At 37.4% G+C, this 24,143-nt stretch carries 25 protein-coding genes; 21 read left to right on the top strand and 4 right to left on the bottom strand.

Going from position 1 to position 24,143, the window contains the following annotated elements; translation table 11 throughout:
* The first annotated feature begins 49 nt into the window (after positions 1-49).
* From cdaS to ACQKOF_RS17265, 5 genes are all read left to right on the top strand, one after another.
* Entirely contained in the window at positions 50-670 is a 621-nt protein-coding gene (cdaS, locus tag ACQKOF_RS17285) for a sporulation-specific diadenylate cyclase CdaS (RefSeq protein WP_427559562.1), read from the top strand.
* 98 nt (positions 671-768) lie between these two features.
* Complete coding sequence (locus ACQKOF_RS17280) at positions 769-1,212, top strand: MarR family winged helix-turn-helix transcriptional regulator (RefSeq protein WP_427559559.1); 444 nt, start codon at positions 769-771, stop codon at positions 1,210-1,212.
* A 53-nt stretch (positions 1,213-1,265) separates the two neighbouring features.
* The gene (locus ACQKOF_RS17275; RefSeq protein ID WP_427559556.1) at positions 1,266-2,207 is read left to right on the top strand and encodes a ring-cleaving dioxygenase; all 942 of its coding nucleotides are present in this window, start codon (positions 1,266-1,268) and stop codon (positions 2,205-2,207) included.
* A 14-nt stretch (positions 2,208-2,221) separates the two neighbouring features.
* Positions 2,222-3,277 (top strand): LLM class flavin-dependent oxidoreductase, encoded by a 1,056-nt coding sequence (locus ACQKOF_RS17270; RefSeq protein WP_427559553.1) that lies wholly within the window; start codon positions 2,222-2,224, stop codon positions 3,275-3,277.
* Between the two features lie 12 nt (positions 3,278-3,289).
* Positions 3,290-3,856 carry an NADPH-dependent FMN reductase gene (locus ACQKOF_RS17265; protein ID WP_427559551.1) on the top strand — a complete coding sequence of 189 codons (567 nt, stop codon included), beginning with the start codon at positions 3,290-3,292 and terminating at the stop codon, positions 3,854-3,856.
* Positions 3,857-3,924: 68 nt separating this feature from the next.
* Here the strand turns inward: ACQKOF_RS17265 and ACQKOF_RS17260 are convergent, their stop codons facing one another.
* Positions 3,925-4,950: a DUF2332 domain-containing protein gene (locus ACQKOF_RS17260; RefSeq protein WP_427559549.1), complete on the bottom strand. Its 1,026-nt coding sequence runs from the start codon at positions 4,948-4,950 to the stop codon at positions 3,925-3,927.
* Between the two features lie 120 nt (positions 4,951-5,070).
* Here ACQKOF_RS17260 and ACQKOF_RS17255 point away from each other — a divergent pair, with 120 nt between their 5' ends.
* The 5 genes from ACQKOF_RS17255 (at position 5,071) to ACQKOF_RS17235 (ending at position 9,568) form a co-directional block, all read left to right on the top strand.
* Complete coding sequence (locus tag ACQKOF_RS17255; protein WP_427559546.1) at positions 5,071-5,952, top strand: LysR family transcriptional regulator; 882 nt, start codon at positions 5,071-5,073, stop codon at positions 5,950-5,952.
* A gap of 262 nt (positions 5,953-6,214) precedes the next feature.
* A complete protein-coding gene (locus ACQKOF_RS17250) occupies positions 6,215-6,889 on the top strand; it encodes a response regulator transcription factor (protein ID WP_427559543.1) in 675 nt (224 codons plus the stop codon).
* A gap of 82 nt (positions 6,890-6,971) precedes the next feature.
* The gene (locus tag ACQKOF_RS17245; RefSeq protein WP_427559540.1) at positions 6,972-7,895 is read left to right on the top strand and encodes an ATP-binding cassette domain-containing protein; all 924 of its coding nucleotides are present in this window, start codon (positions 6,972-6,974) and stop codon (positions 7,893-7,895) included.
* A complete protein-coding gene (locus ACQKOF_RS17240) occupies positions 7,888-8,670 on the top strand; it encodes a hypothetical protein (protein WP_427559537.1) in 783 nt (260 codons plus the stop codon). Before ACQKOF_RS17245 ends, ACQKOF_RS17240 begins: the two co-directional genes overlap by 8 nt.
* Positions 8,671-8,683: 13 nt before the next feature.
* Positions 8,684-9,568 (top strand): sensor histidine kinase, encoded by an 885-nt coding sequence (locus ACQKOF_RS17235; protein WP_427559535.1) that lies wholly within the window; start codon positions 8,684-8,686, stop codon positions 9,566-9,568.
* A 244-nt stretch (positions 9,569-9,812) separates the two neighbouring features.
* Here the strand turns inward: ACQKOF_RS17235 and namA are convergent, their stop codons facing one another.
* The 3 genes from namA to ACQKOF_RS17220 form a co-directional block, all read right to left on the bottom strand.
* Positions 9,813-10,823: an NADPH dehydrogenase NamA gene (gene namA, locus ACQKOF_RS17230; RefSeq protein ID WP_427559533.1), complete on the bottom strand. Its 1,011-nt coding sequence runs from the start codon at positions 10,821-10,823 to the stop codon at positions 9,813-9,815.
* 198 nt (positions 10,824-11,021) lie between these two features.
* Positions 11,022-11,828 (bottom strand): pyrroline-5-carboxylate reductase, encoded by an 807-nt coding sequence (proC, locus tag ACQKOF_RS17225; RefSeq protein WP_427559530.1) that lies wholly within the window; start codon positions 11,826-11,828, stop codon positions 11,022-11,024.
* The gene (locus ACQKOF_RS17220; RefSeq protein ID WP_427559528.1) at positions 11,825-11,977 is read right to left on the bottom strand and encodes a hypothetical protein; all 153 of its coding nucleotides are present in this window, start codon (positions 11,975-11,977) and stop codon (positions 11,825-11,827) included. The genes proC and ACQKOF_RS17220 overlap by 4 nt, the downstream gene beginning before the upstream one ends.
* Positions 11,978-12,468: 491 nt before the next feature.
* Between ACQKOF_RS17220 and ACQKOF_RS17215 the strand changes: the two genes are divergently transcribed.
* The 11 genes from ACQKOF_RS17215 (at position 12,469) to ACQKOF_RS17165 (ending at position 24,024) form a co-directional block, all read left to right on the top strand.
* Positions 12,469-13,416 (top strand): MBL fold metallo-hydrolase, encoded by a 948-nt coding sequence (locus ACQKOF_RS17215; protein ID WP_427559525.1) that lies wholly within the window; start codon positions 12,469-12,471, stop codon positions 13,414-13,416.
* 14 nt (positions 13,417-13,430) lie between these two features.
* Positions 13,431-14,180 carry an SDR family NAD(P)-dependent oxidoreductase gene (locus ACQKOF_RS17210; RefSeq protein ID WP_427559522.1) on the top strand — a complete coding sequence of 250 codons (750 nt, stop codon included), beginning with the start codon at positions 13,431-13,433 and terminating at the stop codon, positions 14,178-14,180.
* Between the two features lie 421 nt (positions 14,181-14,601).
* On the top strand, positions 14,602-15,795 hold the full coding sequence (locus ACQKOF_RS17205; RefSeq protein WP_427559519.1) for an argininosuccinate synthase: 1,194 nt from the start codon (positions 14,602-14,604) through the stop codon (positions 15,793-15,795).
* 79 nt (positions 15,796-15,874) lie between these two features.
* Positions 15,875-17,248, top strand: a complete 1,374-nt coding sequence (argH, locus tag ACQKOF_RS17200) for an argininosuccinate lyase (RefSeq protein WP_427559517.1) — start codon at positions 15,875-15,877, stop codon at positions 17,246-17,248.
* A gap of 211 nt (positions 17,249-17,459) precedes the next feature.
* Positions 17,460-17,834 carry a carboxymuconolactone decarboxylase family protein gene (locus ACQKOF_RS17195; protein WP_427559514.1) on the top strand — a complete coding sequence of 125 codons (375 nt, stop codon included), beginning with the start codon at positions 17,460-17,462 and terminating at the stop codon, positions 17,832-17,834.
* 633 nt (positions 17,835-18,467) lie between these two features.
* Positions 18,468-18,845 (top strand): GntR family transcriptional regulator, encoded by a 378-nt coding sequence (locus tag ACQKOF_RS17190; protein WP_427559511.1) that lies wholly within the window; start codon positions 18,468-18,470, stop codon positions 18,843-18,845.
* Between the two features lie 7 nt (positions 18,846-18,852).
* Positions 18,853-19,932 carry a DUF1648 domain-containing protein gene (locus ACQKOF_RS17185; RefSeq protein WP_427559508.1) on the top strand — a complete coding sequence of 360 codons (1,080 nt, stop codon included), beginning with the start codon at positions 18,853-18,855 and terminating at the stop codon, positions 19,930-19,932.
* A 13-nt stretch (positions 19,933-19,945) separates the two neighbouring features.
* Positions 19,946-21,244, top strand: coding sequence for an alpha/beta hydrolase (locus ACQKOF_RS17180; protein WP_427559505.1), 1,299 nt, complete (start codon positions 19,946-19,948; stop codon positions 21,242-21,244).
* On the top strand, positions 21,228-21,419 hold the full coding sequence (locus ACQKOF_RS17175) for a DUF3784 domain-containing protein (RefSeq protein ID WP_427559503.1): 192 nt from the start codon (positions 21,228-21,230) through the stop codon (positions 21,417-21,419). The genes ACQKOF_RS17180 and ACQKOF_RS17175 overlap by 17 nt, the downstream gene beginning before the upstream one ends.
* 565 nt (positions 21,420-21,984) lie before the next feature.
* Entirely contained in the window at positions 21,985-22,833 is an 849-nt protein-coding gene (locus ACQKOF_RS17170; protein WP_427559500.1) for a MerR family transcriptional regulator, read from the top strand.
* A gap of 87 nt (positions 22,834-22,920) precedes the next feature.
* Positions 22,921-24,024 (top strand): C45 family autoproteolytic acyltransferase/hydolase, encoded by a 1,104-nt coding sequence (locus ACQKOF_RS17165; protein WP_427559497.1) that lies wholly within the window; start codon positions 22,921-22,923, stop codon positions 24,022-24,024.
* The last annotated feature ends 119 nt before the right edge of the window (positions 24,025-24,143 follow it).

The following is a 24,143-nucleotide window of genomic DNA, read 5'->3' as shown; positions in this document are numbered from 1 at the left end:
ATAAATACGAGTTTTTTCATAATAAATTTGAAAAGCGGGGTGTTTTTTTGTGGATCCAACAAATTGCGATTTTTCACCAATGAAACAAACATTAAAGGAAGAGCTTCTGCAAGTCATTCATTCATTACAGCAAAGTGTAGAAGCTATGGATACTGATACAAACTGTCTTCTTGGGAATTTTGAAAAAATAAAAGAGAAATTTGTAATGATTGAAATGAAGGCTGCTACGTTTTATTTGAATTGCTATCTTTCCCCGTTTACTGAAAAATATCCTGAGCTTTCGCATTGCGTACAAAATATGTCTAAAAGAAGACACGGTGGACTAATTGTTATTGAACGGGAGGATTCTCTGGGAGCCCTTATACAACCTGGTATTCATATTGGCGCAGAAGTAACGCATTCCTTATTAGAATCTATTTTTTTTCCTGGAAATCCACTTCATGATGGCGCAGTTTTGGTAAGCCAAAATCTAATTGAGTCAGCAGCAAATGTACTGCCACTGTCAGAGAGATATACGGGGGAAAAGAAATTAGGCACAAGACATCGAGCAGCATTAGGGTTAAGTGAAGTAAGTGATGCGCTTGTCATGGTAGTGTCCGAAGAAACAGGGAGAATTTCCTTTGCCTTTAAAGGAAATTTATATCCAATTACGACGCATGGCATTATATAGTGTGAGCTTCACACTAAAAAATATCTCGAATTCAAGATATTTTTCTTGCTTATTTATCACTTGCGTTGTAAAGTGATGAATGAGAGGAGGAGGAAGCAATGCGAAAACACACGCTCGGATCACTGACATGGATTCGGATGATGCGCTTTACAAATCAAAGTAACCAGCTATCCAATGAGTTTTTAAAGCGCTTTGACTTAACGACTGCACAATTTGATGTCCTAATACAAATAAAGACATATGCACCGTTAACGCAATCCCAATTAGCAGAGAAAGTGATAGTGACGCAAGGTGGTATGTCTCGGATGCTTGCTCGTCTTGAAAAAGAAGGACTTATTGAACGCAAGCAAAAATGGAAGACTAAAACAATCTCACTAACAGCTAAAGGCGAGCAAATGATTGATGCGGCAACTCCAAGTCAGCTACAATTTCAATCTTCATTGTTTGAAGAAGTATTAACAGAAGAAGAAATGAAAACTTTAAATACATTAATGTCGAAATTAGAGAAGCATAGTCGTGAAAAAAAACTACCGCCAACATGACTTTTTTTACCATATCACTTGCTTAGTCAAGTGAAAACAAGGAGGAAACATTCATGAACAAATTAAGTGGACATCATCATATATCAATGCTAACAAAAAACGGCAAACGTAATAATGATTTTTATACAAAAATTCTCGGCTTACGTCGTGTAAAGAAATCAGTAAACCAAGATTCGCCTTCCATGTATCACTTGTTTTATGGAGACTTAACAGGAGCACCGGGTACAGAATTAACATTTTTTGAAATGCCTGTAGCAGGACGGACAGTTCGAGGAACAAATGCCATTACACGTATTGGACTACTAGTGCCAAGCTATGACAGTCTGCAATATTGGAAAAATCATTTTCAAGAATTAGAGATTGAACATAGTGAAATTACAACTTATGCAGGGAAAGATGCTTTATTTTTTGAGGATCATGAAGGGTTACGAATGGTGCTTTTAAACAATCATGATCACGCAACACCCGCTCATTGGCAACCGTGGGAAGGCTCTGATATCCCTGCAGAACATCGTATTTTAGGGATGGGTACAGTTGAAATGACAGTGCGTTACTTGCAACGGACAGTAAACTTATTAAAAGAATTATTTAACTACACAGCTGTTGAAGAAAGTGAAAAAGAAGCAGTATTGCAATCCATTCCTGGTGAAGTACTTGGAGAAATAGTCGTTAAAGAATTAGAAGGGCCAAGTGAGAAACCTGGTCGTGGTAGTATTCATCATCTTGCACTACGTGTCGGAACAGTGGAGGAATTGCAACAGTGGGATATCAAAATTAAGGAACAGGGCTTTGATAGTACTGGCATTGTGGACCGTTATTATTTCCAAAGTCTTTATTTCAGAGATCGTAATGGAATTTTATTTGAAATGGCAACAGATGGCCCAGGGTTTACAGTTGATTCGGCAATAGAGGATCTTGGCAAAGAACTTGATCTTCCACCATTTTTAGAAGAAAGACGTGCAGAAATCGAAGCTATTTTAGAGCCACTAGATTAAGGAGAGATTTTATCATGGAAAAATACCGTATTGATCAATCAAAAGGCATTGAATTTGGCTTGTATTCATTAGGGGATCATATTCCAAATCCATTAACAGGTGAACGTATTTCAGCTCAGCAACGAATCCAAGAGCTTATTGAGGCAAGTCAGCTAGCAGAACAAGCAGGTATTGATGTATTTGCTGTTGGCGAAAGTCATCAATCGTACTTTACTACTCAGGCACACACGGTTGTTTTAGGAGCCATCGCACAAGCTACATCAAAAATCAAATTAGCAAGCTCCGCGACAGTACTAAGTGTCTCTGATCCAGTACGTGTATATGAAGATTTTGCGACGATCGATTTAATTTCAGATGGACGTGCAGAAATAGTCGCTGGGCGTGGCTCTCGAGTTGGTGCATATCAATTACTAGGCGTTGATTTAAAGGATTACGAAGAAATTTTTGAAGAAAAATTAGAGTTACTGAAAAAAATAAATGACAACGAACTGGTCACTTGGGAAGGACAATTCCGTGCACCACTTCACAATGCGCAAATTTTGCCACAACCTAAAAATGGGTCGTTGCCAATTTGGCGTGCTGTCGGTGGACCACCTGCTAGTGCCATAAAAGCAGGTTATATGGGCATTCCAATGATGCTAACGACATTAGGTGGTCCCGCAGTTAACTTTAAGCCATCTGTAGATGCCTACCGAGAAGCAGCGGAGAGAAGTGGCTTTGATCCGCAAGAGTTACCGATTGCTACAACTAGCCTATTCTACGTTGCTGATACGACGCAAGAGGCACTACAAGGGATGTATCCCCATTTAAATGTGGGATCCCAAGCAATTCGTGGCGGGGGTTATCCAAAGCAACAATTTGCACAAGCGCCAGATACACGAGATGCCTTAATGGTCGGCAGTAAGGAACAAATTATTGAAAAATTACTGTATCAATACGAGCTCTATGGCATGCAGCGATTTATGGCACAAATTGATTTCGGCGGTGTGCCATTCGATAAATTAATGAAAAATATTGAAATTATAGGGAACGATATTTTACCTGCCATTAAAAAATATACAGCAAAATAAGGAGTGTTCAGCATGAAAATTGTTGCACTAGCTGGTTCAATTGTCGGCTCAAAAACAAAAACAGCCATCAGTAAAATGGTTGAAATTTTACAAGATAAGTATCCAGAGCATGAAGTAACGTTATTAGATCTTGCTGAATATAATATGGAATTTAGTGATGGACGAAATTATTTTGACTATGATGGGGATACAAAATTTGTGACCGAAACAATTATGGCTGCAGATGCGATTGTCATTGGAACGCCCACATTTCAAGCTTCGATTCCGGCAACGCTGAAAAATATTTTTGACTTACTACCTGTTAATGCCTTTCGCGATAAAGTGGTGAGTACGGTTGTCACAGCTGGGACATCGAAGCACTATCTAATGATTGAGCAGCAGTTAAAGCCAATTCTCGCTTACATGAAGGCCCACATCGTCCCAACATATGTTTTTATAGAAGAAAAGGATTTTTTGCGGAAGGAAATTGTGAATGATGATGTTCTGTTCCGCCTTGACCGTTTAGCTGAAGATACAGTGATGGTAGCCGATGCGTTTGCAGAAATTCGTGCTAAAAAAGATGCGGAATATGATTTTTAGAAAATACTAAATAAAATTTAAACGCTGCATGAGAGGAAATCTTATGCAGCGTTTTTTCGTGTTACCGTTTAGTTTTGGTTTGACCACTTAAACCATCGAGCATGACCATCAGGGCGCTCCATTTTACGTATAGACTCTATTTCTCCTTGATCAATAAAATCTTGATGTAGTTGCATATCGAATAAATTGTTATAACAATGGTAAAGAGGTCGTTCCATGCTGATCTCTTTTAACTGTTCAATTAGTTCAAGGCGTAATTCCATTGGGATTTGATTGGCCACATGCGTATGATAAACAACTAACATCGCATCTTGATTAATTTCTCTACTAATATCTTTTATAAGTTCAATGGCATCTCCTTTTATTAGCTGTAAATCGAGCTCTTTTAAAATAGGGAGTGCTTGATTTAACAAAAGTCTTCGTTCTTCATGCTCTGGCCAAATTAATGCTTGAAGCCATCGGAGTTCTTCCTCATTATGAATATCAATAGGATTTAAATCGATGCCAACTCGTTTACAAACAACTGGAGCATTTGAAATGGAAGCTGGAAGCGGTTGTCCTTGATTTTCTGAGGCCAAAATGAAAGCGCTATTTGAATTGTTTATGTGAAGCTGTTGATTATAGCAGTAATTGTATTGATCCATTCCAAGTTGAAGTCCTGCACTTGCACCGATTTCTATTAAGGCTAATGGTTTTTGGTGGCGTTCATAAATTTCTGTCATCATTGGATAAAGGTAAGAACAACGACGAATTTCATTAGTCTGAACAAGTTTTTCTTGAAATAAAATCTTCAATTCTTCTGAATGGGATAAGACGAATGCTTTAAAAACAGCATACACTTCATTTATTGCTTTAGGTGTTGTCGTTAAAGATGAATAAAAATTAACCAAATCGTCTTTTGATGATGACAGCAAATACTGAACCCCAGCTAATAATAAATTAGGTACAGGTTGTCCTTGAGGTATAAATGCGGCAACTTTTAGTATTTCATCATCATCGGCAATCTTATTTGCTAAATGTTCATACAGTGGACTTGAGTTTTCACATTCATCTTTTGCAAAAGTACGAAATTGCTTACTTAATTTAGCTAACATACGATTCTCCCCTTTGTGTAAAAGTATCGATCTAATTTTAGTTTATTATTTTTGGATAATTTAGTAAATTAAATATAGTTAATGAAGTTGATTAAGAACATTAATGAAAGGGGTGAGAGTTTGGATTACAAATGGATACAGTCTTTTGTAGTAGCCGCTAAATCTTGTAATTTTCGAGTAGCCGCAGAGGAATTACATTTATCGCAGCCGAGCATCACAGTTCATATTCATCAGTTGGAACATTTCTTGAATGTAAAATTATTTAAACGTGAAAAGAATCGTGTGCAATTAACAGAGGCAGGGCATCTCTTTCTAATAGAAGCTCAGCAAATTACCCATCAATGGGATAAAAGTATTGAACGTTTTCAGTTAGCAACAAAAGGTATTGAAGAAAAACTAGTGATTGCAATGACTCCTTTAATGGTAGAAACGATATTGCCTCATGTTATTTATCAGTTTATCAATGAAAATCCTGCCATTGAAATATCAATTCTAGTGGAGGATTCAGCAAAAATTGAGGATTTAATAAATAGTGATAAGGCACATATTGGTATTTCCTTATTGCCAACACGTTATCGACATTGGCACCAAGAGCTTCTTGTAGAGAGTCCTCTAGAATTGGTTATTCCTCTGGATGCTTTCGATGATGAGACAGGAGCATATATTGATTATGAGGAATTATTTCAAACCTACACTTTATTTACACACCATCATCCAACTATTTGGGAGGATTTATTACATAAACTACAGGAAAAATATGTAGTGACCAAGCAAGTGTCCATATCCCAATCCTATGTGGTAAAGCGCTTAATAAAAGACGGCTTAGGCATGTCATTTTTGCCACGGATGATTGTGAGAAAGGAGCGGATGGAAGGTCGCTTTAATATCGTCCCCTTCGAAGAAATAGCTTTGCCAAGTGTTCCTGTATATCTTTTTTATAAGGATTCAGTAAAAATTCCAGAAGAGTTACTATGTTTATTTCAGACGAGGGATTATTTGTAAAATTATTGTCATCTATTTCAACACAATTACTTATCGATCTCATAACTTTATTAATGTGGTCATATCAAAAGTAGGGAAGTCGTTAGTAAAACTTATGCTATGTAAGTTGATTGGAGTGAAGACTGGACGCCCCCAGGAAAGCGCCCAGTCGGAGTGGAAATCAACCAATGTTATGATGATAGCTATTAAAATTAATTAATGTTGAACGACATAAAGTTTTATATAATATTAATAGGAATATTTTAACAAAGGTGTGATTGTATTGAGAATTTTAATGGTTGAGGATCATGAAGATGTAAATGCAATGTTAACCGAATTGTTTGAGCAAGCAGACTATCAGGTAACAAGCGTGATGGATGGTATAGAAGGTCATCGGGCATTTCTGCAAAATGAGTTTGATATAGTGCTTCTTGATATTATGCTACCCTATAAAAGTGGGGATGAATTACTAAAAGAAATTCGCGCTATTTCGGAAGTACCTGTTGTTATGATTTCAGCTAAAGATTTAGTATCAACAAAAATTGATTTGCTTCGTTTAGGAGCGGACGATTATATTACGAAACCTTTTGATCTTGGTGAGGTTCTTGCCCGTATTGAATCTATCTTACGTCGTGTAAAAAAACAAGCTACACCAATGAAGCAGCTGCAATACAAGGATATAATACTGGATGATGTCGCTAAGCGAGTGACAGTGAGTGGTGAAGAGGTCTTGCTAACTGCAAAGGAATATTTACTGCTTGAACTGTTTATGACAAATCAAGAGAAAGTATTCACGAAAGCAAATTTATATGAATCCATTTGGCAGGAAGAATATTTAGGGGATGAACATATTATTAAAATCCATATTAGTAATCTTCGACATAAATTAAAGACAAAAAATCCACAGGCGGATTATATCGAGACGCTCCGAGGGCTTGGTTATCGTTTACGTCCGTAAATTATCCGTAATCTATACGCCATCTTTACTTTATCTATACCTTTCATGAGTAATCTATGAATATGAAAGGGAGGTGCTTACTATGGGAGAAACCATATTAAAAACGAATCAAATAACGAAAACATACAAAAAACATACAGTACTTCACGACGTATCGATCGAATTAAAAGAAGGGCGTATATATGGGCTTATTGGTGAAAATGGTGCGGGTAAATCGACCTTAATGAAGATTATTTCAGGGATTAGTTTTCAAACAGAAGGCTCATTTGAGTTATTTGGAAAATCATCTGACAAGGAAATACAGCAGCAACGAAAACGTATTGCCAGCATGATTGAACAACCAGCAATTAGCCCTGATATGACAGCAAAAGGAAACCTTAAATATCATCGTTTAATGCGGGGAATTCCGAATGAGGAGCTCGAAGATGAGATATTACAATTGGTTGGATTGACGAGTACAAACAATAAGAAAGCTAAGTATTTTTCACTAGGCATGAAACAACGTTTAGGCATTGCCATTGCGTTATTAACTAACCCAGAGTTATTGATTTTAGATGAGCCAGTGAATGGGTTAGATCCTATAGGTGTTGTTGAAATTCGTCAACTTTTAACTCGGCTTTGTGAAGAGCGACAGATGACGATTTTAATTTCGAGTCATAATTTGCCAGAACTTTATCAAACAACAACTGATTATATCATTATTCATAAAGGGAAAATTATGAAACAAATGACTCAACAACAGCTTGACGAAGAATGTAGACATTATATTCGCATTGGTTGTACAGCTCCCGAACAATGTGCACATGTATTAGAGACAATTCTTAAAACACAAAACTTTCAAGTCATACCAAATAAAACGATTAAATTGTACGATTTCTTAGAAGATCTTGGAGATGTATCAACCGCATTATTTGAAAATGGGGTAACACTTACGGAATTTAGTCTACAAGGAGATACGTTAGAGAACTACTTCATTACGTTAATAGGAGGTGAGCGACATGTTTAATTTAGTACGTGCTTACCTCTATAAAACAACTAAATCCAAAATATTTAGGGTCTTACTGGCTTTAACAACATGTTCTGCAATAGCAATGTTTAGTATTGCCTATGGGATCGGCAATAACTCACTAAATGAAAGCATCAGTAACGTTGGATTTTTATTATCTGATATGAATACGATGTCAATAGTAGGCGCAGTACTTGCCACTACACTTATTTGTTCAGACTTTGACACAAAAAATATCCATCATCCTATTATAAGCGGGTTTGCAAGAATCCAAATTGTCATAAGTAAAGCGATTGTTTTCTGGATATTACTTATTGTTCTTGTAAGTCCGTATATCATCGTGACTATAATTGGTTTATCAATGGGCAGCACGTTTAGCATGGGTGGGAAAGCAGCAGGTTTTTTAAGCATTCTAACTTTGCCTACTAGTGGTACCTTTGGCGAATATTTAACAATAATGAGCACAATGACAATGGTCTATCTTGCTCAGTTAACGACCTGTATTTTACTTGCTTTTGCCTTAAGAAAATCGGTGCTTGTAGTAGCTGCGTATTACATGATGTCCATGTTCTTTGGGCAGGTAGCGAGTTTCCAAGATTCATTTGAGATTATAGATAAAGTATTATCCTTCACACCATATTCAGCGGAGTATATTACGCTTAATTTAAGCATGAGTAAAGGTGATATAATTTCGGCCGTTTCCATTTGTGTCATCTTTATAGTAGTAATTATATATTTAACATTCATGATATTTAGAAAAGCAGAAATCAGGTAAGGGGATGTAGGGAATGTGGATTGTGGCAATTGTAGTCATTGTAGGATTACTGTTTTATATTTTTTATATACAAAGGCAACTACGATTGATGAACGTACAATTGTCACAACGTCTACATGAGCAATATACGCAACCAATTAGCGTAGAGCTATTAAACAAAGAAATAAATCAACTAGTGGCAAATATAAATCGCATATTAATAGAATCACAAAAATCAAAGTCGTATATTAAACGGGAAGAAAAATACTACAAGGAAATGATTTCAAACATTTCTCATGATTTTCGTACGCCGCTAACTGCGATAAAAGGCTATCAACAAATGCTTTTAAAAGAATCCTTAACAGAAAAGCAGCTTGCAAAGCTTGAAGTCACACAAAAACATGTTGGAAGACTAGAGCAATTATTAGAAACATTTTTTGAATATTCCTATTTGCATAGTAATGAAGATCAACCCAAAAAAGATCGTATTAATATATCAAATATAGTATTTGAAGAGATTGCTGGTGCCTTTGCACAATTTGAACAAAAAGGAATAGCCGTCAACTTGCCTAATTTTGAGCCGCTCATTATTAACTCTGACGAAGAAATGCTTTTACGCATTGTGCAAAACTTAGTACGAAATAGTATCATGCATGCGCAAGGTGATGTAACTATCAAGATGTGGCTAGAAGAGGAACATGCATATATCTATTTTCAAAATCCGATTGACGAAAATATTCAACTAAATCCTAACCAGCTTTTTGATCGATTTTATACAACAGACAATTCCAGACGTAAAAACACAGGTCTAGGGCTAGCTATCGTCAAGCTGCTAGCAGAAAAATTAGGTGGAAGTGCAACGGCCAAAATAGAAGATGGAATGATTGAGTTTTTAGTGTGTTTAAAAAAGAATTTGTAATATTAGTAGCCAAGAAGGTTATTGTATCTTAGTTATAGTGGCAGTGTCTTAGAATGGATAAAAAATCTGTTGGGTTGTTCTCTAACATTGATTTTCTGAGATATGGGATGATGCAGAGACGTCAGTGAAGGCAATTGATGAAGAAATTAAACAAAATCCACTTTATCGAAATGAAAACAGCTTGTTAGCATAAATCAACAAGCTGTTTTTTATATTTTGGTGAAGAGCCACTATACAGTTATTTTTACCAACCTCGTACGTATTGCACTGGAGGTTTAACTTCTTCTCCCAATCCCTTAGCAGCATGAAGTGACCAATAGGGTTCACGAAGAAGAACACGTGCTAAGAAAATTAAGTCAGCACGATTATTTTGTAAAATTTCCTCTGCTTGAATGGCTGTTGTAATAAGGCCGACTGCTCCAGTTGGAATATCAGCACCATGCTTAATCGCTTCAGCATGAGTTACTTGGTAGCCTGGAAAAACATTAATATGTGCTTGCACGACACCACCTGTAGAAACATCCACTAAATCGATACCCTGTGATTTCATCCAACGACTGAAGACGATAAAATCATCCATTGTTGTACCATCTTCTGCATAGTCTTCAGCGGAAACACGCACAAGTAAAGGGCCTTCCCAAACACTACGAATAGCATCGATGACTTGGCGTAGGAGTCGATAACGGTTTTCCTGCGAGCCACCATATTGATCATTGCGTTTATTCGTTGCGGGTGATAAAAATTCACTAATTAAATAACCGTGTGCTCCATGGATTTCAAGAACATCAAAGCCTGCTTTAGCCGCCCGTACAGCTGCTTGTTTAAATGCTTCTATAACATATTCAATGTCTTCTAATGTCATCTCAGTTGGCGTTTTATAAGCATCGCTAAATGCAATGGCTGATGGCGCAAATATTTCTCCATCTACAGCTGCTTTACGTCCAGCGTGTGCAAGCTGTATGCCGGTTTTTGCTCCGTATGCCTTCATTCCTTGAACTAATTGACTTAAACCTTCGATATGCGCGTCATCCCAAATTCCAAGATCGTTACTAGATATACGACCCTCTGGTACAACACCAGTAGCTTCGACAATGATTAAACCAACTTGACCAGCAGCCCGTGTTGCATAATGTACTTGGTGGAAAGGTGTGACAAGTCCATCATCCTGCGCCGAGTACATACACATCGGTGCCATCACAACACGATTTTTTAAAGTGATATTTTGTAATTGATAAGGTTCGAATAATTTCGCCAATATAAAGCCCCCTAATCCCTAGTGATATACTTTACCGCGCTTTAACGGGCAGTAATACTCGCACCTCAAAATTTTAGCAAAAGCAAAGAAGTTAGGTGGGAGATAAACTGCCCGTAAAAGCCCGATTCGTTCAACTAATAATCAGTGGGGGATGAAGAAAACCCCCACTGATTAAAGTTTCACTTTATTTTGCACCCATTATTTACTATTTGCAAGTGATCGAGATCGAGCTTCAGCTTCTTTAATACATGCTTCAATGGCTTCATTAAATTGATATTGTTCAAGTGCTTTAATTCCAGCTTCTGTTGTACCGCCTGGACTTGTTACTTTACGGCGTAAAACATCAGGCTCATCGACGGATTGCTTTAGCATTTCTGCAGTACCAGCAAGTGTTTGCGTCATTAATAGTCGTACTGTATCCTTCGAGAGACCGACCTTTGTACCAACACGTTCAAATGCCTCCATTAAATAATAAATATAAGCTGGGCCACTCCCTGAAAGAGCCGTTACAGCATGTAATTGATCCTCATCCACCTCAATAACTGAACCAACCGCCTCTAACAGCTGTAAGAAAATGGAGCGCTGTTCTGCTGTCACTTTGTCATTAAAGGCAATCCCACTTGCAGACATTCCGATTGTGGCAGAAGTGTTAGGCATAACGCGTGCGACTGGACGAGCACCTAAATGTTCTATAATAGTAGAAATAGCAATACCAGCTAAAATAGAAAGAACGGCTGATTGCTCTGAAATTTTAGGCTTTAGCTCACGCATCGCTGCAATGGCATCTTTAGGCTTCATCGCTAAAATGATTAAATCAGCCTGCTGATAAATATCATCATCAAAATTGCAATTTACACCATATGTGTCGTGTAAAAAATGTAAGCGTTCTTTGGCTGAGCGATTGGTGACGTAAATTTCTTGTGCTGTAAATACTTTTTGTTTAATCCAACCTTGAATCAATGCCTCAGCCATCGAGCCTGCACCAATAAATAGTATTTTTTTCATGATAAAACCTCCAGTTCAAATTCAATTTCGCCTTGGCGTAATTGTAGCTGACGCTTCGCTTTCGCTACAGAAAACATTTGCCGCTGACGCTTCGCTTTCGCGCAGATAAACAATGCGTCCGGATTTTGAATTGTGCTAGCACAATTCATTCCTTTGAAAATCCGTGACATCCGCCGGAGGCTTTATCTTCATTCAGCTGTCGCTACGCTACGCTACGCTTTCGCACAGAAAAGATCTGTACCTGTCGCTACTAAAACATTTGCTGAATGAAGATAAAAAAGCGTTCTCGTCCTTATAAAGAAGGACGAAAACGCTGTTGTTTCCGCGGTACCACCTTTGTTTGCCAATTGGCACAACTCATAGCCCTTTTATCGCAAGGGAAACGGTTATGTTTTCATAACTGCTCAGAAGTAGGTTCGGTAATGGGAGTGGGTGATGTTACTTTCAGCAAATGTAACACTCTCTAAAACACCTTCACCAATTACGTACTTGGCTTCATCAACGCACGAAAATAATTAGATTATTCAAAATTATATTGATAATACGTCAACCTGTCAACTGAAGGGTGACGAAAAGAAGAAAAACTTGTAAAATAGAATGAATCGGTATTCACTAGTTGCATAAAAGGGGGAAACAGCTTTTGTCTATATACAAAATAGAAATACCAACACCCTATGAAGTAGGAGATGTGAATGCATTTGTTGTAAAAGGCGATGCATTGACAATTTTTGATGTTGGTCCAAAAACAATGGAAGCCTATGATGCTCTAAAATGGGGTATTCGAGCAGCGGGCTTTGACATGCGAGATATTGAACAGGTTGTGTTAACCCATCATCATCCAGATCATGCAGGTTGGGTGGATGCCTTTCCAAACGCAGAAATTTTAGGGCATGCCTATAACGATAAATGGCTTCGTCATGACGAGGATTTTTTACATTACCATGTGCAGTTTTACAGTGAACGTTTATTTGAGCACGGTGTTCCTCAACAATATATCCAGCCGAGTGTACATGTCCGCCGTGAAATAGAGCTTGTAGGCGAACGACCATTAACACAAATTCTTAACGATGGGGATGAAGTGCCAGGACATCCTGGATTAAAGGCTATTGAAACATTAGGACACGCACAAAGTCACTTAATCTTCTGGGATGAAAAAACTCATGATGTAATAGGTGGAGATTTATTGCTTGAAAAAATTACGCCAAACCCATTAATTGAGCCACCACTAGACCGTACATTAGGACGTACTAAATCATTACTACAATATAATGAATCGCTCGAAACTTTGCGTCGATTACCCGTAAAAAAGATGTATACAGGACATGGTGCTGAGCTAGAGAATATTCCTGATTTAATTAATAAACGACTAGAACGCCAGCATCAGCAATCTTTGAAAGTTTGCGAATTATTTGGTGACGAATCATTAACCGCTGTACAAGTAACGAAGCGCTTTTACCCAGCGATTTTTCAGCGTCAGCTTGGCCTGACACTGTCTAAAACGCTCGGTTATTTAGATTACTTAGAGGCCAACAATTTCATTACATCTACAAAAACGGAAGAAGGTATCTATTTATTTCATAGAAAGTAGGTGTAAACTTGAGCGTGAATAAAAAGACTATCTTCGTGACAGGTGCAACAAGTGGTGTAGGATTGAAAATTACAGAATTATTAGTAGCACAAGGTCATACGGTTTATGCAACAGGACGCAATACAGTGGCTTTGAAAGCATTAGAACGCGTTGGTGCAAACGTGATCCAAGCAGATTTAACTAATTTATCTACAATCGATGAAGTATGTGCACAGCTACCGCCTCTTGATGTAGCTATTTTATCTGCCGGAGTAGGGAAGTTTGGCATTGCACCTGATTTATCAGATGAAGCTATTAGACAAATGGTAGAGCTAAATGTCAGTGTACCGATGTATTTAGCAAAACGTCTAGCAGCACCTATGATACAACGTCAGCAAGGTCAGTTAATCTTCATCGGCTCACAGGCAGGAAAGGTAGCGACACCGAAGGCTAGTGTTTATGCTGCTACAAAGCATGCGATTGTTGGCTTTACGAATGGGCTTCGCATGGAACTGGCTCCGTATAATGTGAAAGTCACTGCGATACATCCAGGTCCAATTGATACACCATTTCTAGACAAGGCGAGTGATGAAAGTGGCTATCGTGAGTCTTTAGGAAGATTTTTATTAACCGCTGAAGAAGTGGCACAAGCTACGATAAAAACAATCGAGCGTCCTGTTCGTGAGGTTAATTTACCACGGATCATGGGGTTAACAAGCAAGCTATATGCAATGGCACCTGCAACCGTTGAGTTTTTAGGCAAATCATTTTTTAATAAAAAATAGGTAATCAACTGTAAATATACTCGAGTAAAAATCGAGTGTATTTACAGTTTTTTTATGTTAGGAATGGTATCTGTTAAAACGCTTGTCATTTGCTCATCGGACGCCCCCAGGAAAGCGCCCATCAGGAACGGAAATCAACTCAACTCCTTGTCTTGTAGAAGAACCATTTACTTTCCTGAAATTTATATTATATACATTCAAGCAGCGAGTAAAAATTCGTTTTTCCGGGTAAAAATATTCATAGTTCGCACATGTACTCAAAGTATTGGAATGACACACTTTTTACAATAAACATAAAAGTCTATTAATTTATAAAAATACACTTGTTTTTATTTTTATAACATGATACTATTCGTGTATAAACTTTTAGTTGAATGTATAAACATACATATCTTATAGATTAATTGGAGGCGCATTTTTTATGGCAAATAAAAAAGTAGTATTAGCATATTCAGGAGGTCTTGATACTTCTGTAGCAATTCCGTGGTTAAAAGAACAAGGTTGGGACGTTATTGCAGTGTGCCTTGATGTTGGTGAAGGTAAGGACCTTGAATTCGTAAAAAATAAAGCTCTTCAAGTAGGAGCAATTGAATCATATATGGTAGATGCGAAGGATGAGTTTGCGGAAGAATATGCATTAATCTCATTACAAGCTCATACTTGGTACGAACAAAAATATCCATTAGTATCGGCACTTTCTCGTCCATTAATTTCAAAAAAATTAGTGGAAATTGCGAATCAAGTAGGTGCGGACGCAGTAGCTCATGGTTGCACAGGTAAAGGAAATGACCAAGTTCGTTTCGAAGTTTCCATCAAAGCTTTAAATCCAGATTTAGAGGTATTAGCACCTGTACGTGAGTGGGGCTGGAGCCGTGATGAGGAAATCGAATATGCCATGAAACATGATGTACCGATTCCTGCAACGTTAGATTCACCATTTTCTATTGACCAAAACTTATGGGGCCGTGCAAATGAAGCGGGTGTAATGGAAGATCCATGGGTATCTCCACCTGAAGAAGCTTATGGTTTAACAGTTTCTGTGGAAAATGCTCCAGACGTAGCGGAATACGTAGAACTTGAATTCGTTGCTGGTAAGCCAGTAGCTTTAAACGGTAAAGAAATGAAGCTTGCTGATTTAATTCAAGAGCTAAATGCAGTAGCTGGTGCACACGGTGTTGGCCGTATCGATCACGTAGAAAACCGATTAGTTGGTATTAAATCTCGTGAAGTATATGAAATTCCAGGTGCAAAAGTGCTATTAACAGCACATAAAGAACTAGAAGACTTAACGCTTGTAAAAGAGTTAGCGCACTTCAAGCCAGTCATTGAGAAAAAATTATCTGAATTAATTTATGATGGTTTATGGTTCTCTCCATTACGTGTAGCTCTGGAATCATTCCTGGCTGAATCACAAAAATTTGTGAACGGAACTGTACGCGTGAAGCTTTACAAAGGTCATGCGATTGTGGAGGGACGTAAATCTCCAAATTCACTTTATAGTGAAAAGCTAGCAACATACTCTAAAGAAGACCAATTCAACCATGCTTCAGCAGTAGGCTTCATCGAATTATGGGGTCTGCCAACAGTGGTTAACTCTTCAATAAATAAAAATTAATTTTGACAAGCAAGGTGTAAGATAGCTTTGTGCTATGTTGCACCTTTTCAAAAAGAAATGAAGGAAAAGGTGAGCTGTTATGACAAAACTTTGGGGCGGACGTTTCCAAAAATCAGCAGAAGCATGGGTGGACGAGTTCGGCGCATCGATTGGCTTTGACCAACAGCTTGTTCTAGAAGACCTTGAAGGTAGCGTAGCGCATGTTACGATGCTTGGCGCAACAGGAATTTTACCAGCAGCTGACGTAGAGGCCATTCTCGGTGGACTTGCACAATTACAAGAAAAAGCAATTGCAGGGAAGCTTGAATTTACAGTTGCTAATGAAGATATTCACTTAAATCTGGAAAAAATGCTCATTGATTTAATTGGTCCTGTCGGTGGTAAACTTCACACAGGCCGTAGCCGAAATGACCAAGTAGCAACGGATATGCATATTTTCTTGAAAAAACGTGTGAAGGAAGCAATCGATTTAATGGAGACATTCCAAAAGACATTGCTAGAAAAGGCAGAGGAGCATGTGGAAACAATTGCTCCAGGCTATACACATTTACAACGTGCTCAACCAATCTCATTTGCCCATCATTTAATGGCCTATTTCTGGATGTTAGAGCGTGATAAACAACGCTTTACGGAGTCGCTTAAGCGTATTGATATTCTGCCTTTAGGTGCAGGTGCCATGGCGGGTACAACTTTCCCAATCGACCGTTTAAAATCCGCTGAGCTTTTAGGTTTCAGCGAGGTTTATGCAAACTCTATGGATGCAGTAAGTGACCGTGATTTTATCGTTGAATTTTTAAGCAATTCATCATTATTAATGGCGCATCTATCTCGTTTTGCAGAGGAAATTATTTTGTGGTCTACAGATGAATTCAAGTTTATCGAATTAGACGATGCTTTCTCAACAGGTTCTTCTATTATGCCACAAAAGAAAAATCCTGATATGGCGGAGTTAATTCGTGGGAAAACAGGACGTGTTTATGGTAACTTAATGGGTTTATTAACAGTTCTTAAAGGAACACCGTTAACGTACAACAAAGATATGCAGGAAGATAAAGAAGGTATGTTCGATACAGTCCATACAATTCTTGGTTCACTAAAAATCTTTGAAGGTATGATTCGCACAATGACTGTCAATACAGAGCGTTTGCACCAGGCAGTACACTCTGACTTCTCTAATGCTACGGAGCTTGCAGATTATTTAGCAACAAAAGGTATGCCTTTCCGTGAAGCGCATGAAGTGACAGGAAAACTTGTATTCACATGTATTCAAAAGGGCATCTACCTATTAGATTTACCGCTTGAAGACATGAAAAAAGAAAGTGAGCTTATCGAAGCGGATATTTATGAAGTATTAGCACCTGAAGCTGCCGTTCGTCGTCGTCATTCTTTAGGTGGTACAGGGTTTGATCAAGTAATAATCCAAATCGAAAAGGCAAAAGCTTGTCTTGCTTAACAATTATTTTAGCGTGCATGTCCTTGTGACTTTTGCATAGATATTCATTAAAGCTGTCCAGTGAGGCACTATGATAAAACATTTCCTTTTTCGTTAGAGCCAGAGGGTGAAATGAAAAAGAGCCCCTTACATAGGTGAAGGACAATCCCCAATTCTGGAGACGCGGAATTGGGGTTTTTGTGTAATGAAATAATAATGGGAGGGATTTTCAATGAATGAGCGTTTTACAAAGGGGTTCGAAACAATAAAGCAGTATGTGACAAAGGAAGAAGCGGCAAGAATGATTGAGGCGGATGCACTAGCTGACATCGCACCAGATTTACGCAAAATGATTATTGAATTTGCCTATGGGGATGTGTATTCTCGACCAGGGCTAGATGCAAAAAGCCGTGCACTTGTTGTCATTACAGCCGTAGTAACGCAAGGGGCTGCCCCACAAACAAAAACACATATTAAACGTGGTTTACATGCAGGTTTAACACAGACAGAAATTGTGGAAGCATTATTACAATTAGTTCCATATATAGGTTTTCCGCGTGTGCAAAATGCTTTAACTTTTTTCAGCAGGTGTTTGGACACCTGCTGAAAAAAGTTAAAGCCTCCGGCGGATGTCACGGAATCGGAAAGGAGTTCTTTGTGCCAGCACAAAGCCGATTCCGGACGCAATTATGCCAAGGCATAATTGATCTATTGTGCAACAGGTCTTTAAAGAAGACGCATAAAATAAAAACTTTGCATTTTCGTGGAGTTTTATTCTTGAATGAGCCATTATTAATAAAAATGCTCTTCACATGAATAAACACTTGTTAAACAGTTCATATTAAGAGAGGAATCACTTATTAATCTAATATGATTAGGAGGATGTAGAATGAGTAGTCAAACACCCAAAGACCAGGAATCTCAGGAAAGTCCGCCACAACTGTATAGGGTGAGCTTCTAAAATCTTAAGGAAAAGGTGAGGCAGAGGATATTCTGTTTTGCTGTATCTTAAGAAGAAGCAACAACCGATACAGATACAATCAAATAGAAATAAGTGTTCTTGGATCCAGAATTTTTCTGGGTCCTTTTTTTATTTCGTATTCATTGTCCTAAAGCCTGATTGGTGCCCCGCTGATTAAGTTTTACTTTATAGAAAAATTTGACTTCTTCAAAAAACTGTATTACTCTAAGTGTGACAGATTTCTGTTTGGTGATAAGCAATACAGATTGGAGGGGTGAGATGCATATTCATTTAGATCCAAGCAGTGAATTACAACTCTATAAACAGTTAGCGAATCAATTAATTGAGTTCATTGCTAAGGGAGAACTAAAAAATGGTGATACATTACCTTCAGTTCGTTCAATGGCTACGGATTTAGGTATCAATGTCAGTACGGTAAGTAAAAGCTATCATGAACTTGAAGAAAAAGGGTTAATCGAATTAAAGCCGAAAGCAAAGGCGATCATTATCGGTGGTCAAAAAAAAGAGCTGGAAAAGACGGAAGTTGAAAAAGTAGAAAATGCTTTAAAGCCAATTATGGCAGAGGCATTTGCACGTGGCATCGAAAAAGATCAGATGACAAGTTTGTTTCATCGAATTCTAAAACAATGGAAGTAGGGGAAATATGCTTTTTATAATAAGCATTTTTATCTTTGGAGGGGTACTGGAAACAGTAACACCATATTTGTCGAGAAAAACAACAGTATTTGGTGTTTCAATTCCAGAGCCCTATGTGCAACATCAGCAATTACAAATGTTTAAAAAGCACTACAGCATGCTGGTAGGGAGCATTGCAGCTGCATTTCTTTTAGGCCAAATTTTACTTCTGTTTACGTCCATTCAAGAAGAGAAATTTGTTTTATTATCCTTTATCTTGCTATATGTCATGCTTCTCTTATCAGCTGGACTTTATATGTTTTATCATATAAAAATAAAAAAACTGAAAAAACAAGAAAATTGGGAAGCACATGTCAAAACTGTTTATGTGACGGATTTATCTATACGTGATAGAGATGAAGTACTCTCACCGACATTTTTCACATTACCAATTATTATCACTTTAGCATTGATTACCTTTACCTATATGAATTACAATGCCATCCCGGATGTATTTGCTACCCATTGGAATGCAGCAGGTGAGGTAGACGGTTGGACTGAAAAAACATGGACCTCAGTAATTGTAATGCCACTTATTTTACTAGGGACACAAATTAGCTTTTTCATCATGAGTATTGGTATGAAAAGTGCCAAAATACAATTGAGTGCACAGGCGAAAGAAGCATCAGCCAATAGAGAGCTTAAACAGCGTAAATATGGCAGCTGGTACTTAGCGGCAATTAATTATAGTATGACCATTCTTCTTGTTGTTTTACATTACACGACAGTGATTTTAAAAGATCAAACAGCTCCTTACTTCTTCCCTCTTTTTACTGTTTTTATGATCATTTCTTTAGGAGGACTTATTCTCTTCATTTGGAAGTTAAGTAAAAGTAATGAGCGTTTTGATGATTTACATACAAACGAAACAGCTGCAGCCGATGATCAATACTGGAGATGGGGTATTGTTTACATCAATAAAAATGATCCTTCATTATTAGTGCAAAAGAAATACGGTGTTGGATGGACTGTGAATTTGGCGAATAAATGGAGCTATATCATTTTACTTGTTATATTTTTGCCAATCTTGTTAGTCATTTTCATATAGAGGGAGAGATTTTATGAAAAAACTATTGTTTTTATGTTGTGCACTCTTATTATTAGCAGCATGCGCTCAGAAGGAAGACAACACAAAAGGGAAAGAGACGAAAGGGGACAATAAAATGAATGAACAACTAGTAGGTAAATGGGAAGGGAATCTGGAGCTACCAAACGGAGCACTTCCAATTATTGTTGATTTGCAGAAAGATAGTGGGAAATTATCAGTACCAGCGCAAAGATTATCCAATTATCCATTTAAAAGCATTAAGTACGACGGTGATCAAGTGAGTGTTTCAATCAACTTAAATGGCTCGGCTATTGAAATTAATGGAACATTAAAAGATGGGCAAATTGAAGCAACATTTCAACAAAATGGTGGCAAACTCCCACTTGTCTTAAAACCATTCAAAGAACAACCCGAACAACCAGTTACGTATGAAACATTGAAGGTTCCCGTTAAAGATGGTGAGTTAACTGTGGCTCTTCAAAAGGCTAGCAAGGAGCCATCTCCAGTTGCACTTATCATAGCAGGCTCTGGTCCAACTGATAAGGATGGAAATTCAGCCATAGCTGGTGAAAATAATAGCTTAAAAATGATTGCAGAAGGATTAGCAAAAGACGGTATTGCAACTGTTCGCTATGATAAACGTGGACTCGGCGATAATCAATCCCTTTTAACAAAGGAAGAAGATATAACTATTGACCAATACGTAGATGACGCAGTTCAAGTGATTAATACCCTTTTAGCCGACAAAGCTTATTCAAGCGTTCATATTATTGGACATAGCGAAGGCTCACTGATCGGTTTACTAGCAGCACAGAAAGCAAATGTAGAATCCTTTGTTTCTATAGCAGGTGCTGGAAGACCAGCAGATGAAATTTTATTAGAGCAATTAAAAGGCCAATTATCACCAGCGCTTCTAAAAGAATCAACAGATGCCCTTGCATCGTTGAAAAAAGGTGAGCAAGTTAAGAACGTTTCACAAGAATTACAGTCTCTCTTCCGTCCTTCCATTCAACCGTATATGATTTCATGGTTGAAATATAACCCTGCAAGTGAATTAGCTAAAGTGGAAAGCCGAGTTTTAATTCTTCAAGGAACAACCGACTTACAAGTAGTTGCAACTGATGCAGAAGCGTTAAAGAAAGGTAAACCAGATGCCGAGCTTGTATATATGGACGGAATGAATCATGTATTAAAAAATGCTCCAGCAGATCGCGCGGAAAATTTAGCAACGTATTCAGACCCATCATTACCACTTCATAATAAATTGCTGCCAGCCATCCAGCAATTTATTATGAATGAAAATAGAGACTAGGTATGGTGAATGCATTGTTTGTTTTATCATTATGATTCCATTCCTAATCTTTGCGATAGTTCTATCTCAAGGAAAAGGTGTATTTTTATTAGCGGGCTATAATACGATGTCCGATAGTGAGAAAGAGAAATATAACGAAAAAGCACTTGCTATATTTATGGACAAAGTAATGTAAGGCTACTGTTTTTGTTTACTATTATGGGGACTGAACGAGCTATTCACAACGGAATGGCTATTTATAATCGGGCTCGTTCTCTTTATAGGTCTTACTATTTTCGCAATTGTGTATACCAATACACGTAATCGTTTTAAAAAATAAGTTTCATACAAGATGAATCGAGCGAAGGTGGGTAGATGCCTGCGCTAAATGGATGAATACCCGCGGGAACAAGTTAATGCTCATACGAAACAAATTAGTATATAGCCAAAAGAAGTATGCTCAAACAAAAAAATGATGAGCATACTCTTTTGGTGTTTAGGCATCCTTTCACCTTATGTCATTGGGCAAGTTGTCGCTGAAATTTGTCAATACGTTGAGTAGAGCGAAAGCTGATTGTTGAGACTGGGAGCAAGGCGATTCATCGGACCCCTAAATCAACATATCGTCGCATTATATTGAAACAATTACTAAAACTTTATCGTACAATAATTAAGCAAGGAGAGGTATATATTAATTCATTCAAAATGAAGGACATAGCATGATGAATCAAAATCAACTAAATTGAAAAGAAGGTGTTCTTATGTATAGTATTGGGAAATTTTCGAACCTGTGTAATGTTCCTGTAAAAACTATCCGTTACTATAGCGGTATTGGATTACTCGAACCATCCTTTATAGATGAAGTGACCGGCTATCGTTATTTTGATTACGATAAAATGAAAGAACTGAATACGATTCAGGTACTAAAAAATTGTCATTTTTCATTAAAAGAGATTGAACAGATTATGAAAGGAAAAAATGATCGGCAAGATTTAGAGTTAAGATTACATAAAAAAGTTCTGGAATTAGAGCATCAACAAGAAATAATTGCTGAACAAATTCAAAATATTGTCCAAGTGAAAAATTCTATAAGGAACGCTGAGACGTTTAATCCAAAGCCAATATTATCAAGTTGTTACATAGAAGAACGACCAAAAACACAGGTGCTTTCCATCCGTGAAAAGATACATATTATTGAAATGGATAAGCTAGTTCAAAAATTATTTGAACGAATATATGCGTATCAATTTGAGATAGATGGAGAGCTTGTTGCAATTCTCCACCAACAGGACAGAAAGCAAAATATAGTAGATGTTGAACTACTGTTACCAGTAAAAGCAACTCAACAAGGGGAGTATATTAAAGTAATACCAGAAGGCAAGTATGCTTGTATAAATGTAAAGGGACCGTATTCAGAGTTACATTTTGGCTATAGTCGCTTGCAGGAATGGCTGACTGAGCAATCCCTCCATGCAGAAGGGACTTTTATGGAGCAGTACATAAAGGGGTTAATACCAACAGAAGTAGTTAATCCAATTAATATTAAACCAAATATTGAGCTACATCCAAATGATTTTTTGACAAAAGTATTTGTGAAACTAAGAAACTAGCTAAACTCTCCAGTAGATGGAGACTTTATTCTGTATTTAGCAAGGTAAGAAATGTCTTGCTACTAAAATATAGAACGGGGTATATCGATGAAAACAAATACAGGACAGTTTGCATTTCTTAAAGGTAGTTCATATGAGATTGGACAATCACAAGCGAGAGAATTTCTAAATAACCCTATTGCAAAATCGCTATTCTTTACGGAAAATTTAACTTCTGACAACGCTTATTTTGAAATGAAAGCACAAATAGAGCAGTATTGCCCAGGTTTAAATAAAGAATTAGAAGGCTTTGCAGAAGGCTTTGGTTATGCGCCTGAACAACTAAATTTTTATCAAAATGCGTGGTTAATTCCTGGGGGATGTAGTTTAGGGGCTATTTTACCTGGAAAGATGGTAGATCGTAAAACATATGTTTTAAGAAATTATGATCTATCACCTGATATTTCGGATATGCGCTTATGTACTACTCGTGTTGAAGGGAAATATACTCATACAGGATTTTCTGTTTCAACATTCGGTCGTAGTGAAGGCTTAAATGAGAAGGGGCTATGTGTTGCCTATGCATCATGTGGTACGCCTATTGGCAAATATCCTGGTATGAGACCACCAGTAGTACCTGGGTTACAGTTTATGGTTATTGTTAGAGCCCTGTTAGAAAATTGTAAAAATGTAGAAGAAGCAATTTATATGGTTAACAATATGCCAGTAGGAACGAATATGAATTTACTTTTGGCTGATGCAAATGGCGAAGCGGCTATAATTGGAACATATGACGGAATAAAAGAAGTGAAACGTGCAGAACTAGATTATCTTATTGCCACTAATCATGGTCTATTTTCTACAATACAAAAAAAGGAGCCTGGCAAGCTTGAGCATTCTCAATTAAGATATGATATTTTAGATGGGAAATTGAAGGAAAGTGGCAAAAGATCTGTTGATGAAATCCAAGAGCTTCTTTTAACAGAGTTTCCAAGAGGATTATCCGTTCATAATTATAAAGAAAGCTTTGGAACAGTGCATTCAATTTTGTTTAACCTTACTGATTTACAACTGGAATTTTCATTTGGCTCACCATTACAAAATCAGGTAAACAAGATAGACGTTGGCGAGAATTTTGTGAAAACACAAACACCTATTGAATTTAATAATAAAAGCTATGGAGCAGAATTTTGGAAAATAATAAAATCTTAAACAACAAAAAGACCTTTCTTTGGTGGAGGGCACTGAAAAAGTCTATACCTTCTCACATCGCGAGGTATTTAACGAGTAAATCGTTGAATACCTCGCTTTTTTCATTTGGCACTGTGACT

Source organism: Lysinibacillus sp. NPDC093190 (assembly GCF_050280425.1).
GTDB lineage: Bacteria > Bacillota > Bacilli > Bacillales_A > Planococcaceae > Lysinibacillus.
Note: the sequence above shows the minus strand (reverse complement) of the source record. Positions and strands in the feature narration are given on the sequence as shown.

Excerpts from the sequence above, each read along its gene's own strand:
- ACQKOF_RS17280 (WP_427559559.1), top strand. The coding sequence starts at position 769 with ATGCGAAAACACACGCTCGGATCACTGACATGGATTCGGATGATGCGC.
- ACQKOF_RS17275 (WP_427559556.1), top strand. The coding sequence starts at position 1,266 with ATGAACAAATTAAGTGGACATCATCATATATCAATGCTAACAAAAAAC.
- ACQKOF_RS17270 (WP_427559553.1), top strand. The coding sequence starts at position 2,222 with ATGGAAAAATACCGTATTGATCAATCAAAAGGCATTGAATTTGGCTTG.
- ACQKOF_RS17265 (WP_427559551.1), top strand. The coding sequence starts at position 3,290 with ATGAAAATTGTTGCACTAGCTGGTTCAATTGTCGGCTCAAAAACAAAA.
- ACQKOF_RS17260 (WP_427559549.1), bottom strand. The coding sequence starts at position 4,950 with ATGTTAGCTAAATTAAGTAAGCAATTTCGTACTTTTGCAAAAGATGAA.
- ACQKOF_RS17245 (WP_427559540.1), top strand. The coding sequence starts at position 6,972 with ATGGGAGAAACCATATTAAAAACGAATCAAATAACGAAAACATACAAA.
- ACQKOF_RS17240 (WP_427559537.1), top strand. The coding sequence starts at position 7,888 with ATGTTTAATTTAGTACGTGCTTACCTCTATAAAACAACTAAATCCAAA.
- ACQKOF_RS17235 (WP_427559535.1), top strand. The coding sequence starts at position 8,684 with ATGTGGATTGTGGCAATTGTAGTCATTGTAGGATTACTGTTTTATATT.
- proC (WP_427559530.1), bottom strand. The coding sequence starts at position 11,828 with ATGAAAAAAATACTATTTATTGGTGCAGGCTCGATGGCTGAGGCATTG.
- ACQKOF_RS17220 (WP_427559528.1), bottom strand. The coding sequence starts at position 11,977 with ATGAATTGTGCTAGCACAATTCAAAATCCGGACGCATTGTTTATCTGC.
- ACQKOF_RS17205 (WP_427559519.1), top strand. The coding sequence starts at position 14,602 with ATGGCAAATAAAAAAGTAGTATTAGCATATTCAGGAGGTCTTGATACT.
- argH (WP_427559517.1), top strand. The coding sequence starts at position 15,875 with ATGACAAAACTTTGGGGCGGACGTTTCCAAAAATCAGCAGAAGCATGG.
- ACQKOF_RS17195 (WP_427559514.1), top strand. The coding sequence starts at position 17,460 with ATGAATGAGCGTTTTACAAAGGGGTTCGAAACAATAAAGCAGTATGTG.
- ACQKOF_RS17190 (WP_427559511.1), top strand. The coding sequence starts at position 18,468 with ATGCATATTCATTTAGATCCAAGCAGTGAATTACAACTCTATAAACAG.
- ACQKOF_RS17185 (WP_427559508.1), top strand. The coding sequence starts at position 18,853 with ATGCTTTTTATAATAAGCATTTTTATCTTTGGAGGGGTACTGGAAACA.
- ACQKOF_RS17180 (WP_427559505.1), top strand. The coding sequence starts at position 19,946 with ATGAAAAAACTATTGTTTTTATGTTGTGCACTCTTATTATTAGCAGCA.
- ACQKOF_RS17175 (WP_427559503.1), top strand. The coding sequence starts at position 21,228 with ATGAAAATAGAGACTAGGTATGGTGAATGCATTGTTTGTTTTATCATT.
- ACQKOF_RS17170 (WP_427559500.1), top strand. The coding sequence starts at position 21,985 with ATGTATAGTATTGGGAAATTTTCGAACCTGTGTAATGTTCCTGTAAAA.
- ACQKOF_RS17165 (WP_427559497.1), top strand. The coding sequence starts at position 22,921 with ATGAAAACAAATACAGGACAGTTTGCATTTCTTAAAGGTAGTTCATAT.